Here is a 16,198-nt window from a genome sequence, read left to right on the forward strand (position 1 = left end):
TATGACAAGAGCAAACGCAGGCCAATCAATGATTCTGATAATTTATGCGCATCCTTATCCGCAGCATTCTCATGCGAATAAGCGAATGCTTGAACAGGCAGGGACGCTTGAAGGCGTAGAGATACGCTCCCTCTATCAACTCTATCCCGACTTTAATATCGATGTCGCCGCCGAGCAGGCGGCGCTGGCTCGTGCCGATCTGGTTATCTGGCAGCATCCCATGCAGTGGTATAGCGTGCCGCCGCTGCTGAAGCTGTGGATGGATAAAGTGCTGGCGCACGGCTGGGCCTATGGTCACAACGGTATTGCCCTGCGCGGTAAATCGCTGATGTGGGCGGTGACCACCGGCGGCGGTGAAGGCCACTTTGACATCGGCTCATTCCCTGGTTTTCCGGTGCTGGCGCAGCCGTTGCAGGCAACCGCGCTTTACTGTGGGATGAAATGGCTGCCGCCGTTCGCCATGCACTGCACCTTTATCTGCGATGACGAAACGCTGCAGGCGCAGGCCCGCCACTATCGTCAACGCTTAATCGACTGGCAGGAGGCACACCAGAATGGATAGCCATACCCTGATACAAGCGCTGATTTACCTGGGCGCCGCGGCGCTGATTGTGCCCATCGCCGTCCGCCTGGGGCTGGGGTCGGTGCTGGGCTATCTGATCGCTGGCTGTATTATCGGCCCGTGGGGGCTGCGGCTGGTGACCGATGCCGAGTCGATTCTGCACTTTGCCGAGATCGGCGTGGTACTGATGCTGTTCGTGATTGGTCTGGAGCTGGATCCGCAGCGGCTGTGGAAGCTACGCGCCTCGGTGTTCGGTGGCGGCGCACTGCAGATGGTGGCCTGCGGGGTATTGATTGGCCTGTTCTGTATGCTGCTGGGCCTGCGCTGGCAGGTGGCCGAGCTGATAGGCATGACCCTGGCGCTCTCTTCCACTGCCATTGCGATGCAAGCGATGAATGAGCGCAATCTGACGGTCTCGCAGATGGGGCGGAGCGCCTTCGCGGTGCTGCTGTTCCAGGATATCGCGGCGATCCCGTTGGTGGCGATGATCCCGCTGCTGGCGGCCAGCGGCGGCGCCACTTCGCTGGTGGCGTTTGCTATCTCCGCGCTGAAGGTGGCCGCGGCGCTGGCGCTGGTGGTGGCTCTGGGGCGCTATCTGACCCGTCCGCTGCTGCGCTTTGTCGCCCGTTCCGGCCTGCGCGAAGTGTTCAGCGCCGTGGCGCTGTTCCTGGTCTTCGGTTTTGGATTGCTGCTGGAGGAAGTCGGGTTGTCGATGGCGATGGGGGCGTTTCTCGCCGGGGTGCTGCTGGCCAGCTCCGAGTATCGCCATGCGCTGGAGAGCGATATCGAGCCGTTTAAAGGGCTGCTACTGGGGCTGTTCTTTATTGGCGTCGGCATGTCGATTGATTTCGGCACTCTCGTGACCCATCCGCTGCGTATCGTTATTTTGCTGGTCGGTTTCCTGGCGATAAAAATGCTGATGCTGTGGCTTATCGCCAGGCCGCTGGGCGTGCCACGCGCCCAGCGCCGCTGGTTTGCGGTGCTGCTGGGACAGGGAAGCGAGTTCGCGTTTGTGGTCTTTGGCGCCGCGCGGATGGCGGATGTGCTGGACGGTGAATGGGCAAAGGCGCTGACCCTGGCGGTAGCGCTGTCGATGGCGGCAACGCCAGTCCTGCTGGTCCTGCTGACTCGCCTGGAGAAATCGGCCAGCGGCCAGGCGCGCGATGCTGACGAGATTGATGAAGAGCAGCCGCGGGTGATTGTCGCCGGCTTTGGTCGCTACGGGCAAATAGCCGGTCGTGTGCTGCTCTCCAGCGGAGTGAAAATGGTGATCCTCGATCACGACCCGGACCATGTTGATACCCTGCGCAAATTTGATATGAAGGTTTTCTACGGTGATGCCACCCGTGTCGACCTGCTGGAGTCGGCCGGCGCTGAAAAGGCGGAAGTGCTGATCAATGCCATCGACGATCCGCACGTCAGCCTTGAGCTGGTGGAGAGGGTGAAAGAGCATTTTCCGCATCTGCAGATTATCTCCCGCGCCCGCGATGTCGATCATTACATCAAGCTGCGCCAGGCTGGCGTCGAGGCCCCGGAGCGTGAAACCTTTGAGGCGGCGCTGAAGTCCGGCCGGATGACGCTGGAGGCGCTGGGGCTCGGCGCGTATGAAGCCCGCGAGCGGGCCGATCTGTTCCGTCGTTTCAACCTGCAGATGGTTGAAGAGATGGTGGCGATGGCGGAAAACGACGCAGCGTCGCGGGTGGCGGTCTTCAAGCGGACCAGCGATATGCTCACTGGCATCATTAACGAAGATCGTCATCATCTGTCGCTGGTGCAGCGTCACGGCTGGCAGGGGACGGAAGAGGGCAGGCACACCGGGGATATTGCCGATGAGCCGGAAAATAAGCCCTCAGCCTGACGCTCGCCAGTAACATTTTGTTTTCCGTTTAGAACCGGTTCTGGCGGCCCACGGTGTGAACGTGGGCTTGCCAGCAAATCAGAAAATTTTCTTATTCTTTACCTTCCGGCCAGTCGACGAAGTAGTACGCTTTCCGTATAGTGGCGACAATTTTTTGCACTCGGGAATGAATGAATGATCAGTCTGATTGCGGCGTTAGCGGTAGATCGCGTCATTGGTATGGAAAACGCCATGCCATGGAGCCTGCCTGCCGATCTCGCCTGGTTCAAACGCAACACGTTAAATAAGCCGGTGGTGATGGGGCGTCTGACCTGGGAATCCATTGGGCGCCCGTTGCCGGGGCGTAAAAATATCGTGATCAGCAGCAAACCCGGCAGCGACGATCGCGTGCAGTGGGTCTCCTCAGTGGAGGAAGCGATTGCTGCCTGCGGTGATGTGGAAGAGATTATGGTGATTGGCGGCGGCCGCGTTTATGAGCAGTTCCTGCCGAAAGCGCATAAGCTCTATCTGACCCACATTGATGCGGAAGTGGAAGGCGATACCCATTTCCCGGATTACGATCCGGACGAGTGGGAGTCGGTGTTCAGCGAGTTTCATGACGCTGACGCGCAGAACTCCCACAGCTACTGCTTTGAGATCCTCGAACGCCGTTAAGCGGGAAGGATAACTATGAAAAAACCCCGGTCGCGTCTGGCGTCACCGGGGTTTTCTTTTGCGTGAATTCCGCGACGATTGCGCACTCAGTATCTCGTCATATTTCCCGTCGCGGGCTTCGTCTTTCGGGAGCGCTGCCCGGGCGACAAATCGCAAGGAAATGTAGGTCGGGTAAGGCGTTAGCCGCCACCCGACACAAAAGTGGCTTCGCGTCCGCTGTTCTTGCCCGGCGGCGCTGCGCTTGCGCGGGCCTACGGGACTGCGTCATGTTTCTGATCGCGGGCTTCGTCTTTCGGGAGCGCTGTCCGGGCGACAAATCGCAAGGAAATGTAGGTCGGGTAAGGCGTGAGCCGCCACCCGACACAAAAGTGGCTCCGCGCCCGCCGTTCTTGCCCGGCGGCGCTGCGCTTGCGCGGGCCTACGGGACTGCGTCATGTTTCTGATCGCGGGCTTCGTCTTTCGGGAGCGCTGCCCGGGCGACAAATCGCAAGGAAATGTAGCCCGGATAAGGCGCAACGCGCCGCCATCCGGGAAGACTCAGGACGCGACAGCTTCGCCTTCGTCGAGGCTTTTCTGGCGGTTCGACGGCTGGGTGAAGTACTGCTTATCTTCCCAGCGCAGGCAGGTGAGTTCACCGCCCCAGCAGCAGCCCGTATCCAGGGCGTAAATCCCCTCCGGCGTACCGCGTCCCTCCAGTGAAGCCCAGTGGCCAAAGGCAATGCTGTAGGCATTGCTGACCGGGCCAGGAATGGCAAACCACGGCTTCAGCGGCGCCGGGGCGTCCTCGGGCGCCTCTTTCGAATACATATCCAGCTGGCCGTTCGGGAAGCAGTAGCGCATGCGGGTAAAGGCATTAGAGATAAAGCGCAGGCGCGCCAGACCACTCAGCTCGTTGCTCCAGTGATTCGGCATATCGCCGTACATGGCATCGAGGAAGAAAGGGTAGGAGTCGCTGGAGAGCACCGCTTCTACATCGCGCGCGCACTGCTGGGCGGTCTCCAGATCCCACTGCGGCGTGATGCCCGCGTGGGCCATCACCAGCTTTTTCTCTTCATCCACCTGCAGCAGCGGCTGGCGACGCAGCCAGTTGAGCAACTCATCGGCATCCGGGGCTTCCAGCAAGGATTTCAGACGATCCTTCGGCTTGTTACGGCTGATACCGGCGAAGACGGCCAGCAGGTGGAGGTCATGGTTGCCCAGCACCAGTCGCACACAGTCGCCCAGAGATTTGACATAGCGCAGGACCTCCAGTGACCCCGGGCCACGGGCCACCAGATCGCCGGTCAGCCATAGCGTATCGCTGCTCGGGTCGAATTCAACCTGCGCTAATAATGCGATCAGTTCATCGTAGCAACCGTGAACGTCGCCAATAAGGTATGTTGACATTGTTTTAATGAATGAGCGTTGGAACTGCGAGACGGAACACAGGGATCTCGATACGGAACGGCGCGCCGTCGATATCGATCATCTCATAATGACCCTGCATGGTTCCCAGCGGCGTTTCGATGACCGCGCCGCTGGTATATTGATATTCACCGCCAGCGGGAATATGCGGTTGCTCGCCGACCACCCCTTCACCCTGCACTTCAGTCTCACGACCGTGGCCGTTAGTGATGAGCCAGTAGCGGCCAAGCAGCTGAACCTGACTCCGCCCCAGATTGCGAATGGTGACCGTATAAGCGAAGACGTAACGCTCTTCTTCCGGAGAAGACTGCGATTCGATATAGACGCTTTGCACCTGAACGCAAACACGAGGCGAATTAATCATGGTTAGCTCTCCTTCGAAGGCAGATTGTTGGATAACCAGTTGGCCATCTTACAGTACTGCTCTACAGAAATATTTTCCGCACGCACTGCCGGGTCGACGCCCAGCTCGGTCAGCACTTCAACGCTAAACAGATTGCCGAGACTATTGCGGATGGTCTTACGGCGCTGGTTGAAGGCTTCGGTGGTGATGCGGCTCAGTACCCGGATCTCTTTTACCGGATACGGCATGGTGCGGTGCGGCACCAGGCGAACCACCGCGGAGTCGACCTTAGGCGGCGGGGTAAACGCGCTCGGCGGCACTTCGAGTACCGGGATCACCTGGCAATAATATTGCGCCATCACGCTTAACCGACCATACGCCTTACTGTTCGGCCCGGCAACCAGACGATTGACCACTTCCTTCTGCAGCATAAAGTGCATATCGGCAATGGCATCAGTATAGCTGAACAGATGGAACATTAGCGGCGTCGAGATATTGTACGGCAGGTTGCCGAAGACGCGCAGCGGCTGGCCCATTTTCTCCGCCAGTTCAGCGAAGTTCATGGTCATCGCATCCTGCTGATAGATGGTCAGCTTCGGTCCGAGGAACGGGTGCGTCTGCAGGCGAGCTGCCAGATCGCGGTCCAGTTCGATAACGGTCAGTTGGTCAAGACGTTCGCCGACCGGCTCGGTCAGCGCGGCGAGACCCGGGCCGATTTCAACCATCGCCTGGCCTTTCTGTGGATTAATCGCCGAGACGATGCTGTCGATCACAAACTGATCGTTGAGGAAGTTCTGCCCGAAGCGTTTACGGGCTAAATGGCCCTGATGGACTCGATTATTCATTGGGTATTAACAATCATTTTGATGGCGAGATTAAGCGCCGTGATAAAACTGCCGACGTCCGCTTTTCCCTGACCCGCTAATTCCAGTGCGGTGCCGTGGTCGACGGAGGTACGAATAAAAGGTAAACCGAGCGTAATGTTCACGCCACGGCCAAAGCCCTGGTATTTTAGCACGGGCAGGCCCTGATCGTGGTACATCGCGAGTACCGCATCGGCATGATCAAGGTATTTGGGCTGAAAGAGGGTGTCTGCCGGCAGCGGACCGCTGAGGTTCATCCCCTTCGCGCGCATCTCTTCCAGCACCGGAATGATGGTGTCTATCTCTTCCGTGCCCATATGGCCGCCTTCGCCAGCGTGCGGGTTAAGCCCGCAAACCAGGACATGCGGCTGGGCAATGCCAAATTTCGTGCGCAGATCGTGATCGAGAATGGTGATGATCTCGCGCAGCAGCTCGGGCGTTATCGCTTCGCTGATGGCTTTCAACGGCAGATGGGTCGTCACCAGCGCCACCCGCAGCTCCTCGGTCGCCAGCATCATCACCACTTTGCTGGCCTTCGCGCGCTCTTCGAAGAACTCGGTATGACCGGTGAAGGCGATGCCGGCGTCGTTGATGTTGCCTTTGTGCACCGGGCCGGTCACTAACGCCGCAAATTCGCCGCTAAGGCAGCCGTCGCAAGCGCGCGCCAGCGTTTCCACGACATAGGCGCCGTTTTGCACGTTCAGCACGCCGGGTTCCGCGGGAACGTTCAGCGGTACGTTAAGCAGCGTCAGCGTACCAGCGCGTTGCGGAACGGGCGGTTGCGCAGGATCGTATGGGAGGAGAGATAAAGGAAGACCGAGCCGCTGGGCTCGGTCAGTTAACAGGGCGCCGTCGGCGCAGATCACCAGCTCAACTGGCCAGTCGCGCTGGGCAAGCTGCACGACCAGGTCAGGGCCAATCCCGGCGGGTTCGCCGGGAGTGATGACAACTTTACGGATTTCAGGCATCGATATTAGTTGCTCAGAATTTTAACATACGCACTGGCGCGCTGTTCCTGCATCCAGGTTGCCGCTTCTTCAGAGAATTTGCGGTTCATCAGCATGCGGTATGCACGATCTTTCTGCGCGGCGTCGGTTCTGTCGACCTGACGGCTATCCAGCAGTTCGATCAGATGCCAGCCGAAGGAAGAGTGCACCGGTCCGCTGGTCTGCCCTTTGTTCAGACGCATCAGCGCATCACGGAATGCCGGATCGAAGATATCCGGTGTCGCCCAACCTAAATCACCGCCCTGGTTCGCCGAGCCCGGATCTTCAGAGAACGCTTTCGCCGCTTTGGCGAAGGTGGTTTTCCCGCTCTTAATGTCAGCCGCGATCTGTTCCAGCTTGGCCTGGGCCTGGGCATCGTTCATGATCGGCGACGGCTTAAGCAGAATATGACGGGCATGGACTTCGGTGACGGAGATGTTCTGAGTCCCGCCGCGCAGGTCGTTGACTTTCAGAATGTGGAAGCCGACGCCAGAGCGAATCGGGCCGACGATATCCCCTTTTTTGGCGGTGCTTAACGCCTGGGCGAAAATACCTGGCAGCTCCTGGATACGACCCCAGCCCATCTGGCCTCCCTTCAGCGCCTGTTGGTCAGCGGAGTAGGTGATGGCCAGTTTACCGAAGTTGGCGCCGTTACGCGCTTGCTCAACGATGGAATTCGCTTGCTCCTGGGCTGCGGCAACCTCATCCGCGGTCGGGTTTTCCGCCAGCGGGATCAGGATGTGGCTCAGGTTTAGCTCGGTGCTGGCATCGTTCTGGTCGCCAATCTGTTTTGCCAGCGCTTCGACTTCCTGCGGCAGCACGGTGATACGACGACGCACTTCATTGTTACGCACTTCCGAAATCAGCATCTCTTTGCGGATCTGGCTACGGTAGGTGTTGTAGTTGATGCCTTCATAGGCCAGACGGCTGCGCATCTGATCCATGGTCATATTGTTTTGTTTAGCGATGTTGGCGATGGCCTGATCGAGCTGGTCGTCAGAGACCTTCACGCCCATCTTCTGCCCCAACTGCAATACGATCTGGTCCATGATCAGTCTTTCGAGGATTTGATGGCGCAGTGTCGCGTCATCCGGCAGCTGTTGGCCAGCCTGACCCGCATTGAGCTTAACTGATTGCATCAAACCATCGACGTCGCTTTCCAGCACGACGCCATTATTGACGACGGCCGCTACTTTATCGACCACCTGAGGGGCAGCGAAACTGGTATTCGCGATCATGGCGATACCGAGAAGCAGCGTTTTCCAGTTCTTCATACTTTTTCCATTTCAATTAACCGCAAATGCGGACGATGTTGTAAACCAGCCGCATCACAGGGAGCTCTGGTACGGTAAAATGTTCGAACGCAGCATCTGCTGGGTGCCGAGGCCGTAGTTAGAGCTCAGACCGCGCAATTCAATATTGATTCCGAAGGTGTTGTCGTATTTGCTCTCGCCGCCGTTGTTGTTGCTATCCCAGCCGTTGACTTTACGTTCGTAGCCAAGACGGATGGCGTAGCAGCAGGAGTTATACTGAACACCCAACATCTGGTTTGCTGCTTTCCGGGTATTGGTATCGAAGTAGTATGCCCCGACCACGGACCAGCGATCGACGATCGGCCAGCTGGCGGTCATCCCCACTTGCGAAATACCCTGTTTATATTGTGCCGCCGTGGAATATGACGGCAGTGTAGCCTGAATATATTCCGGGCTGGCGTAACGATAGTTAAGCTGGACTAAGCGGTTTTCATCACGACGGTATTCAATGGTGCCGTTACCGGTGGCGACGTTATCCAGACGGGTGTCGTACTGGATCCCCCCGCGTAAGCCCCAGTCATCGGCGATGCGCCAGTAGGTATCGCCGGCCCATACCAGTGAACCCGTGGTGTCATTATTTTCCCAGTTGATGTTGTCATCACCGGTGCGTGACTCGGTGAAATAGTAGATTTGACCAACGGAAATATTAAAACGTTCCACGGCGGCGGCATCATACACGCGAGAGGTGATGCCGGTGGTGACCTGGTTGGCTGACGCGATGCGGTCCAGACCGCTGTAGGTACGGTCGCGGAACAGGCCGCTGTAGTCTGACTGCAGTAGCGTGGAGTCGTAGCTGCCGATTTCACTCTGATCGCGGTACGGCACGTACAGATACTGCATCCGCGGTTCCAGCGTCTGAGTGAATCCCTCCTGCAGGTCGCGCTCAAAGACCATTTTACCGTCGACTTTAAACTGCGGCATTACGCGGCTGACGGACTCTTTGTAGTTGGTACCGTTGGCGGCGTTGTAATCATCGAGGTTGCTCTGCTGGTAGTGGGTCGCCAGCAGCTTGGCTTCAGTATTCAGACTACCCCAGCCGTTGGACAGCGGCAGGTTGATCGTCGGTTCGAAGTGAACACGGGTCGCTTCCGGCATGTTGTTATTCGAGTTAACAAAGTGGGCGACCTGGCTGTACAGATGGGTATCGAACGGACCGACATCGTTCTGGTAGTAGTTGATGTCCAGCTGCGGCTCAGCCGAGTAGGAGTTGCTCGATTCCCGGTTAAAGACCTGGAACTGCTTGGTCGATACCGTCGCGTCAAAGTTCTGGTTGACGTAACCGGCGCTGAATTTCTGCGTCGCATAGCCATCGGTACTGGAACCATATTTCGAGCTGAAATCGCTGAAATAGTCTGGATCGCTCACCTTGGTGTAGTCAGCGTTCAGACGCCACACCTGATCGATAACCCCGGAGTGGTTCCAGTAGAACAGCCAGCGGCGGCTGTTGCTGTCTTTGGAGTGGTCGTCTTCGTAGACTTTATCCGATGGCAGGTAGTCGAATTCGGTTAAGCCGCTGCCGAGCTGGGTCAGATAGCGGAATTCGTTTTCCCACATCACGCCGCCGCGTTTGTTCATATAGTGCGGGGTGATGGTGGCATCGAAGTTCGGCGCGATATTCCAGTAGTACGGCAGGGAGAATTCCACACCGTTTTTGGTACTGTATTTAGCGTTCGGGATCAGGAAACCGGAACGACGTTTATCGCCCACTGGCAACTGCAGGTAAGGGCTGTAGAAAATCGGTACCGAGCCCAGCTTAAAGCGGGCGTTCCAGATCTCGGCAACCTGCTCTTCACGGTCGTGGATGACTTCGCTGCCCACGACGCTCCAGGTGTCTGAGCCCGGCAAACAGGAGGTAAAGCTGCCGTTTTCCAGAATGGTATAGCGGTTTTCGCCGCGCTGTTTCATCAGATCGGCGGTGCCACGCCCCTGGCGTCCGACCATTTGATAATCGCCCTGCCAGACGTTGGTGTCTTTGGTGTTCAGGTTTGACCAGGCTTTAGGCCCTTTGAGGATCACCTGGTTATCGTCGTAATGGACGTTGCCCAGCGCATCCACCGTTCGCACCGGTTGCGCCTGGCCTGCTGCCTGCTGCTGATGCAGCTGAACTTCGTCGGCACGGAGGCGGCTGTTCCCTTGATTAATGTCGACGTTACCGGTGAAGACGGCATTATCAGGGTAGTTGCCCTTCGCATGATCGGCATTAATCGTCACCGGCAACTCGCCAGGTCTCCCTTCCACGAGCGGACGATCAAAGCTTGGCACGCCAAGCATACATTGCGTTGCGAGATCGGCAGCGAGGCCTTGTTGGCTATACAAGGCGCTGGCAATCATCGTAGCCAGGAGGCTGGGAATACGTTTTTTCATACGTTGTATTTATTGTTCCATCATCTTGTGGCAGCGGCTTGCAAACGGTCAGAGCCTAACTTACTCAACTTTATCACGCTAGTGTTAATCCTGCCCGTTTCGAGCCCGAGCGTTAGGCACCCTGTTGAATGACGAGTATGATAAAGCAAATTATAGGCTATGTCCCACAATTGACCGAGGCGCGAGTGCCGGGTAACGTGCGGTCATATTCGAGCTTAACGGCGATAAACAGTTGGGGAGTCTATGCAGTATTTGGGTAAAGTGATTGGCGTGGCGGTGGCTTTGCTGATGGGCGGTGGGTTTTGGGGCGTCGTGCTCGGCTTCCTGGTGGGCCATATGTTTGACCGGGCGCGCAGCCGCCGGTTGAATCTCTTCGCCAATCAACAGGAACGCCAGTCGCTCTTCTTTTCCACCACTTTTGAAGTGATGGGGCATCTGACCAAATCCAAGGGCCGCGTCACCGAAGCCGATATTCATGTCGCCAATGTGCTGATGGATCGCATGAACCTGCACGGCGCATCGCGTACGGCGGCACAGCAGGCGTTTCGCGACGGTAAAGCCGACAACTATCCGCTGCGCGAGAAGATGCGTCAGCTGCGCAGCGTCTGCTTTGGCCGCTTCGATCTGATTCGGATGTTTCTGGAAATTCAGCTGCAGGCCGCGTTTGCTGATGGCGAATTGCACCCCAACGAACGTGAAGTGCTGTTCGTCATCGCTGACGAGCTTGGCATCTCCCGCGCCCAGTTCGATCAGTTCCTGCGGATGATGCAGGGCGGCGCCCAGTTCGGCGGTGGTGCGCAGCAGCAATCTCATGGTCAGCACGGCGGCAATGCCGGCTGGCAGCAGGCGCAGCGTGGGCCAACCCTCGAAGATGCCTGCAATGTGCTGGGAGTGAAACCGACCGATGACGCGGCGACGGTGAAGCGCGCCTATCGTAAGCTGATGAACGAACATCACCCGGACAAGCTGGTGGCAAAAGGGCTGCCGCCGGAAATGATGGAGATGGCCAAACAGAAAGCCCAGGAGATCCAGAAGGCCTGGGAGCTGATCAAAGAGCAGCGCGGCTTCTGAGTTTTCCTGCCCCTCCCGTCCGGCGAGGGGCTTTAGCTTTTAGGCTGCGCGCGTCGGTACAGCCGCCGCGGATGGCCGATTTTTCCGTACAGCATCTCCACTTCCAGAAAGCCGGTCTCAACGCCGTGTTCCAGATAGCGCCGGGCGGTGGTTTTGCTGAGCCCGGCGGCGCTGACCACCTCATCGACGGAAAAACAGTGCGCTTCCCGACCGCTAAACAGCCCCTGCACCAGCGCCAGCGTCTTCTCTTCAATGCCCTTACTGCCATTATCCACGCGATAGTTCTTTGCCTGCAGTTGATAGAGCGAATCGACGTTCTGCTGATCGACGATTTTCCATTCCCGCTGCTGATCGTAAAACTGGATAAAGCGCTCAAGCGACTGGCTCAGCCGCTTCCACGAAACGGGCTTGAGGATATAGTCGAAGGCGCCGTTACGGATCGCCAGGCTGCAGGTTTCCATATCGCTGGCGGCGGTGATAAAGATCACCGAGCAATGGGTGGTCGCCAGCACCGGGTCGGTCATCAGCGTGACGCCTTTGCCGTCCGGTAAATAGTTATCCAGCAGCACCAGCTGCGGCGGACTGGCATGGAGCAGTTGCCGCGCCTGGGCGAGGGAGGCCGCCATGCCTGCCAGCCGCAGTCGCGGGTGTTTTTGCACAAGCTCGGCGTGCAGGCGCGCCAGCTCGCTCTCATCTTCAATGATCAGCACATCGACCAGGTCATGATGCATCGTGGGCCTCCGTTTGCGGACAGGCGGGCGCGTCGGCCGGGATAAACAGGGTGAAGATGGCTCCCCGCGGCGCGTTGTCAGCGACTTCGATGGTGCCGCCCGCCTGAGTGACATAATGTTCAATAAGATACAGACCAATGCCGTGATCGCCACGGGTTTTAGTGGTCACGCCGCGCTCAAAAATGCGGTCGCGAATATCAGGACGGATGCCGACGCCGCGGTCGGCCACTTCGATGATCAGCTCCCGGGCGTTGAGCTGAATCAGCACTTCCACGGGCTCGTGCGGAAGCTCGGCGCGCTGCGTGGCTTCGATGGCGTTATCCAGCAGGTTGCCGATAATGGAGATCAGTTCGGATTCCTTCAACGACGGCAGCGGACGATCGATACGGCAGGCCGGGTCGAAGCTCAGTTCAACCCCTTTTTCGCGAGCACGGGTGGCCTTGCCCAACAGCAGGCCGCACAACGTCGGTGAGTGGAAGTGCGAGGAGATGAAATCCAGCAGCTCCTGGGCATGCTCCGACTGGGCCTGAATATAGCGGATCGCTTCGTCATAGTGGCCCATATGCAGCAGGCCGGAGAGGGTGGTCATCCGGTTGAGCTGCTCGTGGCGCATGATGCGCAGGTTGTCGACATAGCGCTTCACCTGGCTGAGCTGGGCGGTGAGGGCATTGATTTCGTTGCGGTCGCGGAAGGTGATCACCCAGCCCTGCAGCGTATTCTCCAGCATAATGCGCACCCGGCTGGCGAGCACGGTCAGCTGGTTGAAGCGGCACAGTTCGTCATGGGTGTCACGCTCGAGCATGTCGTCGCTGGCGAAAAACGGCTGTGGCGAAATGACGCTGTCGATCGACTGGCCGCGCAGCTGGCGGGCAGGCTGGCTGAGCTCCAGCAGGCTGCGGGCGGCATGGTTAATCACCTCAATGCGCCGCTGGTGATCGATGACGATCACCCCTTCAAAGATAGACTCCATCATTGCCTTTTGCTGACGTACCAGCAGGCCTATCTCCCGCGGCTCGAGCGAAAAAATCTGCTTCTTGATGCTGCGGGTAAAGTACCAGGAGAAGATAAACAGGGCGATGAGCAGCAGGACGGCGGCGATAAAAATATTGATCACTTTGGTCAGCGTGATGCTGTCGAGATAGCTGGTGAGGTAGCCAACAGAGACAATACCGATCACCCGCCCCTCGTCATCGACGATGGGCGTTTTGCTGCGCAGCGAGACGCCCAGACCGCCTTTGCGAATGGTGGTGATGGTGTGCCCCTCCAGTACCGCCTGGTTGTCACCGCCGACCAGCCGCGTGCCAACCCACTCCGGATGGACGGAGTGAAACAGATGCACGCCCTGACGATCGCCGATGACGATAAAACTGGCATCGCTATGGGCGGCGATTTGCTGCATAAACGCCCGGATCGCCTGCGGATCGTGCTGGCTGACCTGCTGACGTAAATTAGGCATCAGGGCTATCTCTTCGGCCTGAATTTTGGCCCGGCCACTCATTTCCTGATACAGCTGGCGGCTGGCATCAAAATAATAATAAATGCCCAGCGCAATAAAGAGGACCGAGAAAAAGGCGACCAGCGAAATAAACAGCTTATATTGAAAAGATACTTTCATAGGTCCCGGACAGCGTATTCACCATACCGGCACTCTATCATTTTTCTGTCACGTGACGTAAATGTTAAGGAAAAGTTGTGATCGCCTGCGCAGGCGCAGGCGCAGACTGTCGGCGGGAGGCTCGACGGAAATAACGCCTCAGGGAGAATAAACACCATAAAAACCACGACAATAAATCAGAGATATATCACCCCTTCGCGGTTCCGCGAATAGAAACCATAAAAACCATAGTGACCATTAAAACTTCTTTTTTAATCTGGGGAGCTTCACATTAACGACGCCGCTGTCCCTTTACGCTGAAAATGAATAATAACGACAGGGCTGAATTTATGAGCACCACAGACAATGCATTCTCTGCAACCCTTGAACCGATCAATACGCCGAAAACCACGCTGAAGCAGCGCTGGTGGCACATCATGGATAACTGGAAGGTAGGGATCGTCCCGCTGCCGCTGTTTTTGCTGGCTGGGGGGCTGATTGCCCTCGACTGCCTTGGCGGTAAACTGCCGAGCGATATCGTGGTGATGGTGGCCACGCTGGCTTTCTTTGGCTTCGCCTGCGGCGAGTTTGGTAAGCGCCTGCCGGTGCTGGGGAAACTCGGCGCGGCGGCGATCTGCGCCACTTTTATTCCTTCCGCGCTGGTCCACTACGGCCTGCTGCCGGACGTGGTCGTGGAATCCACGACTAAATTCTATAAATCCACCAACATCCTCTATCTCTACATCTGCTGCATCATCGTCGGCAGCATCATGAGTATGAACCGTACTACGCTGATTCAGGGCTTTCTGAAGATCTTCTTCCCGATGCTGTGCGGCGAAGTGGTTGGCATGCTGGTGGGCATCGGCGTCGGCACGCTGCTGGGCATGGAGCCGTTCCAGGTGTTCTTCTTTATCGTGCTGCCGATCATGGCCGGTGGCGTGGGGGAAGGGGCGATCCCGTTGTCGATGGGTTACGCCGCGCTGATGCATATGGAGCAGGGCGTGGCGCTGGGCCGGATATTGCCGATGGTGATGCTCGGCAGTCTGACGGCGATCGTTATCTCCGGCTGCCTCAACCAGCTCGGCAAGCGTTCCCCGCATCTCACCGGTGAAGGACAACTGATGCCGAACCGCAGCAATGAAACCCGTAGCCTCGGCGAGAGCGAAGGCGTGAGCGGCAAAACCGACGTCGGGACTCTGGCCTCCGGCGCGCTGCTGGCGGTGCTGCTGTATATGATGGGGATGCTTGGCCACAAACTGATTGGCCTGCCGGCGCCGGTGGGCATGCTGTTCCTCGCGGTGCTGTTAAAGCTGGCTAACGTGGTGTCGCCGCGCCTGCAGGAGGGATCGCAGATGGTGTATAAATTCTTCCGCACCGCGGTCACTTATCCGATCCTCTTTGCCGTCGGCGTGGCGATCACCCCGTGGCAGGAGCTGGTAAATGCCTTCACGCTGACCAACCTGCTGGTGATCGTCAGTACCGTCTCGGCGCTGGTGGCGACCGGGTTCTTTGTGGGTAAAAAAATAGGGATGCACCCGATCGATGTGGCGATTGTCTCCTGTTGCCAGAGCGGGCAGGGCGGCACCGGCGATGTGGCGATCCTGACCGCCGGTAACCGCATGAGCCTGATGCCGTTCGCGCAGATCGCTACCCGGATCGGCGGTGCGATAAATGTCTCGCTGGGACTGCTGTTCCTCAGCCACTATCTGGCGTGATTAAACGCTGCACTAAGCGATAAATCTGCCATTTTCCGCTACAGAACGCAGAAAATATCTGCGTTCTGTATCCTAAATGCTCCTCATTTAGCGTTACAATCAGCGCGCGATCGGCTATCGCATCCATCATCATGACAGCCCAGGCGCTGTCGCATTTATCATATGTAGGAGAGGAATTAATGTCAGTGGATACTCCCGCCCAGGCGGGCGTCAGCATCGATGCATTGCTGGCGGCGAAAGAGCAGCGTGCAGCCCGCCAGGCTGACTGGCTGGCCCATTATCAGCAGCCTGTTATTTCCCTGACCCTGGTGACCCCGGGGGCGGTGAAAGACAGCATTCGCTATCGCAACATGATGGGCGTTGCCCTCCAGGCCTGCGACCAGCTGCTGTGGAAGCACCGCTGGCAAGCGCTGGATCGTCAGGTGCTGTGGTTGCCGACCGGGCCCGAAGCGCTGTGGTGCGTGGCGCACCCGGCCAGCGAAATCAAAGCGATGTGCAGTACGCTGGAGCAGAGCCATCCGCTGGGACGCCTGTGGGATATCGATGTGATCTGTCCACAGAACGGGCAGGTAGGTCGTCAGTCGCTGGGTGAGTCGCAGCGCCGCTGTCTGCTGTGTGATGAGCCGGCGCACGCCTGCGCGCGCAGCCGTCGACACGACACCGATCTCGTCGTGGCGCGCGTTGAGCAGATGATTGATGCGTGGTTTGCCCGCGACTAACGGGTCAGTATTCCCCGGCGG

The 16,198-nt window shown here is 57.9% G+C and carries 14 protein-coding genes; 6 read left to right on the forward strand and 8 right to left on the reverse strand.

The features are described 5' to 3' along the window. The first annotated feature begins 28 nt into the window (after nucleotides 1-28). From kefF to folA, 3 genes are all read left to right on the forward strand, one after another. Nucleotides 29-562 (forward strand): glutathione-regulated potassium-efflux system oxidoreductase KefF, encoded by a 534-nt coding sequence (gene kefF / locus CWM54_RS22575; protein WP_100698557.1) that lies wholly within the window; start codon nucleotides 29-31, stop codon nucleotides 560-562. Then, nucleotides 555-2,420: a glutathione-regulated potassium-efflux system protein KefC gene (gene kefC / locus CWM54_RS22580; RefSeq protein ID WP_061155797.1), complete on the forward strand. Its 1,866-nt coding sequence runs from the start codon at nucleotides 555-557 to the stop codon at nucleotides 2,418-2,420. The genes kefF and kefC overlap by 8 nt, the downstream gene beginning before the upstream one ends. Nucleotides 2,421-2,594: 174 nt before the next feature. Next, nucleotides 2,595-3,074: a type 3 dihydrofolate reductase gene (gene folA / locus CWM54_RS22590; protein ID WP_100698559.1), complete on the forward strand. Its 480-nt coding sequence runs from the start codon at nucleotides 2,595-2,597 to the stop codon at nucleotides 3,072-3,074. Between the two features lie 537 nt (nucleotides 3,075-3,611). Here the strand turns inward: folA and apaH are convergent. Genes apaH through lptD form a run of 6 tightly spaced genes read right to left on the reverse strand, consistent with a single transcriptional unit; the run spans nucleotide 3,612 to nucleotide 10,347 of the window. Next, complete coding sequence (gene apaH, locus CWM54_RS22595; RefSeq protein ID WP_100681639.1) at nucleotides 3,612-4,460, reverse strand: bis(5'-nucleosyl)-tetraphosphatase (symmetrical) ApaH; 849 nt, start codon at nucleotides 4,458-4,460, stop codon at nucleotides 3,612-3,614. Between the two features lie 4 nt (nucleotides 4,461-4,464). Further along, complete coding sequence (gene apaG / locus CWM54_RS22600) at nucleotides 4,465-4,842, reverse strand: Co2+/Mg2+ efflux protein ApaG (protein ID WP_004204274.1); 378 nt, start codon at nucleotides 4,840-4,842, stop codon at nucleotides 4,465-4,467. Between the two features lie 2 nt (nucleotides 4,843-4,844). Continuing rightward, complete coding sequence (gene rsmA / locus CWM54_RS22605) at nucleotides 4,845-5,666, reverse strand: 16S rRNA (adenine(1518)-N(6)/adenine(1519)-N(6))-dimethyltransferase RsmA (RefSeq protein ID WP_061155795.1); 822 nt, start codon at nucleotides 5,664-5,666, stop codon at nucleotides 4,845-4,847. Further along, nucleotides 5,663-6,652: a 4-hydroxythreonine-4-phosphate dehydrogenase PdxA gene (gene pdxA / locus CWM54_RS22610; RefSeq protein WP_012542876.1), complete on the reverse strand. Its 990-nt coding sequence runs from the start codon at nucleotides 6,650-6,652 to the stop codon at nucleotides 5,663-5,665. The genes rsmA and pdxA overlap by 4 nt, the downstream gene beginning before the upstream one ends. Before the next feature lie 5 nt (nucleotides 6,653-6,657). Beyond that, complete coding sequence (gene surA / locus CWM54_RS22615) at nucleotides 6,658-7,944, reverse strand: peptidylprolyl isomerase SurA (RefSeq protein WP_061155793.1); 1,287 nt, start codon at nucleotides 7,942-7,944, stop codon at nucleotides 6,658-6,660. 54 nt (nucleotides 7,945-7,998) lie between these two features. Then, nucleotides 7,999-10,347 carry an LPS assembly protein LptD gene (gene lptD / locus CWM54_RS22620; protein ID WP_061155792.1) on the reverse strand — a complete coding sequence of 783 codons (2,349 nt, stop codon included), beginning with the start codon at nucleotides 10,345-10,347 and terminating at the stop codon, nucleotides 7,999-8,001. Nucleotides 10,348-10,590: 243 nt separating this feature from the next. On the opposite strand from lptD, the gene djlA reads away from it, so the two are divergent. Next, nucleotides 10,591-11,418, forward strand: coding sequence for a co-chaperone DjlA (gene djlA, locus CWM54_RS22625; RefSeq protein WP_100698561.1), 828 nt, complete (start codon nucleotides 10,591-10,593; stop codon nucleotides 11,416-11,418). A gap of 32 nt (nucleotides 11,419-11,450) precedes the next feature. On the opposite strand, the gene CWM54_RS22630 is transcribed toward djlA, so the two are convergent. After that, nucleotides 11,451-12,149: a response regulator gene (locus CWM54_RS22630; RefSeq protein ID WP_074386884.1), complete on the reverse strand. Its 699-nt coding sequence runs from the start codon at nucleotides 12,147-12,149 to the stop codon at nucleotides 11,451-11,453. Further along, nucleotides 12,139-13,764, reverse strand: a complete 1,626-nt coding sequence (locus CWM54_RS22635) for a sensor histidine kinase (RefSeq protein ID WP_061155789.1) — start codon at nucleotides 13,762-13,764, stop codon at nucleotides 12,139-12,141. Before CWM54_RS22635 ends, CWM54_RS22630 begins: the two co-directional genes overlap by 11 nt. Nucleotides 13,765-14,093: 329 nt before the next feature. On the opposite strand from CWM54_RS22635, the gene CWM54_RS22640 reads away from it, so the two are divergent. Further along, entirely contained in the window at nucleotides 14,094-15,458 is a 1,365-nt protein-coding gene (locus CWM54_RS22640; protein ID WP_008807467.1) for a 2-hydroxycarboxylate transporter family protein, read from the forward strand. A gap of 179 nt (nucleotides 15,459-15,637) precedes the next feature. Beyond that, nucleotides 15,638-16,177, forward strand: coding sequence for a citrate lyase holo-[acyl-carrier protein] synthase (citX, locus tag CWM54_RS22650; protein WP_008807466.1), 540 nt, complete (start codon nucleotides 15,638-15,640; stop codon nucleotides 16,175-16,177). Nucleotides 16,178-16,198 lie beyond the last annotated feature (21 nt).

Origin of the sequence: Klebsiella sp. D-Nf1, from assembly GCF_002810515.1 — a bacterium.
Classification (GTDB): domain Bacteria; phylum Pseudomonadota; class Gammaproteobacteria; order Enterobacterales; family Enterobacteriaceae; genus Klebsiella; species Klebsiella variicola.

What these genes read in the sequence shown, in the direction of transcription:
- folA (WP_100698559.1), top strand. Translation starts at nt 2,595, where the DNA reads ATGATCAGTCTGATTGCGGCGTTAGCGGTAGATCGCGTCATTGGTATG.
- kefF (WP_100698557.1), top strand. Translation starts at nt 29, where the DNA reads ATGATTCTGATAATTTATGCGCATCCTTATCCGCAGCATTCTCATGCG.
- surA (WP_061155793.1), bottom strand. Translation starts at nt 7,944, where the DNA reads ATGAAGAACTGGAAAACGCTGCTTCTCGGTATCGCCATGATCGCGAAT.
- djlA (WP_100698561.1), top strand. Translation starts at nt 10,591, where the DNA reads ATGCAGTATTTGGGTAAAGTGATTGGCGTGGCGGTGGCTTTGCTGATG.
- CWM54_RS22635 (WP_061155789.1), bottom strand. Translation starts at nt 13,764, where the DNA reads ATGAAAGTATCTTTTCAATATAAGCTGTTTATTTCGCTGGTCGCCTTT.
- citX (WP_008807466.1), top strand. Translation starts at nt 15,638, where the DNA reads ATGTCAGTGGATACTCCCGCCCAGGCGGGCGTCAGCATCGATGCATTG.
- apaG (WP_004204274.1), bottom strand. Translation starts at nt 4,842, where the DNA reads ATGATTAATTCGCCTCGTGTTTGCGTTCAGGTGCAAAGCGTCTATATC.
- rsmA (WP_061155795.1), bottom strand. Translation starts at nt 5,666, where the DNA reads ATGAATAATCGAGTCCATCAGGGCCATTTAGCCCGTAAACGCTTCGGG.
- apaH (WP_100681639.1), bottom strand. Translation starts at nt 4,460, where the DNA reads ATGTCAACATACCTTATTGGCGACGTTCACGGTTGCTACGATGAACTG.
- CWM54_RS22640 (WP_008807467.1), top strand. Translation starts at nt 14,094, where the DNA reads ATGAGCACCACAGACAATGCATTCTCTGCAACCCTTGAACCGATCAAT.
- kefC (WP_061155797.1), top strand. Translation starts at nt 555, where the DNA reads ATGGATAGCCATACCCTGATACAAGCGCTGATTTACCTGGGCGCCGCG.
- pdxA (WP_012542876.1), bottom strand. Translation starts at nt 6,652, where the DNA reads ATGCCTGAAATCCGTAAAGTTGTCATCACTCCCGGCGAACCCGCCGGG.
- lptD (WP_061155792.1), bottom strand. Translation starts at nt 10,347, where the DNA reads ATGAAAAAACGTATTCCCAGCCTCCTGGCTACGATGATTGCCAGCGCC.
- CWM54_RS22630 (WP_074386884.1), bottom strand. Translation starts at nt 12,149, where the DNA reads ATGCATCATGACCTGGTCGATGTGCTGATCATTGAAGATGAGAGCGAG.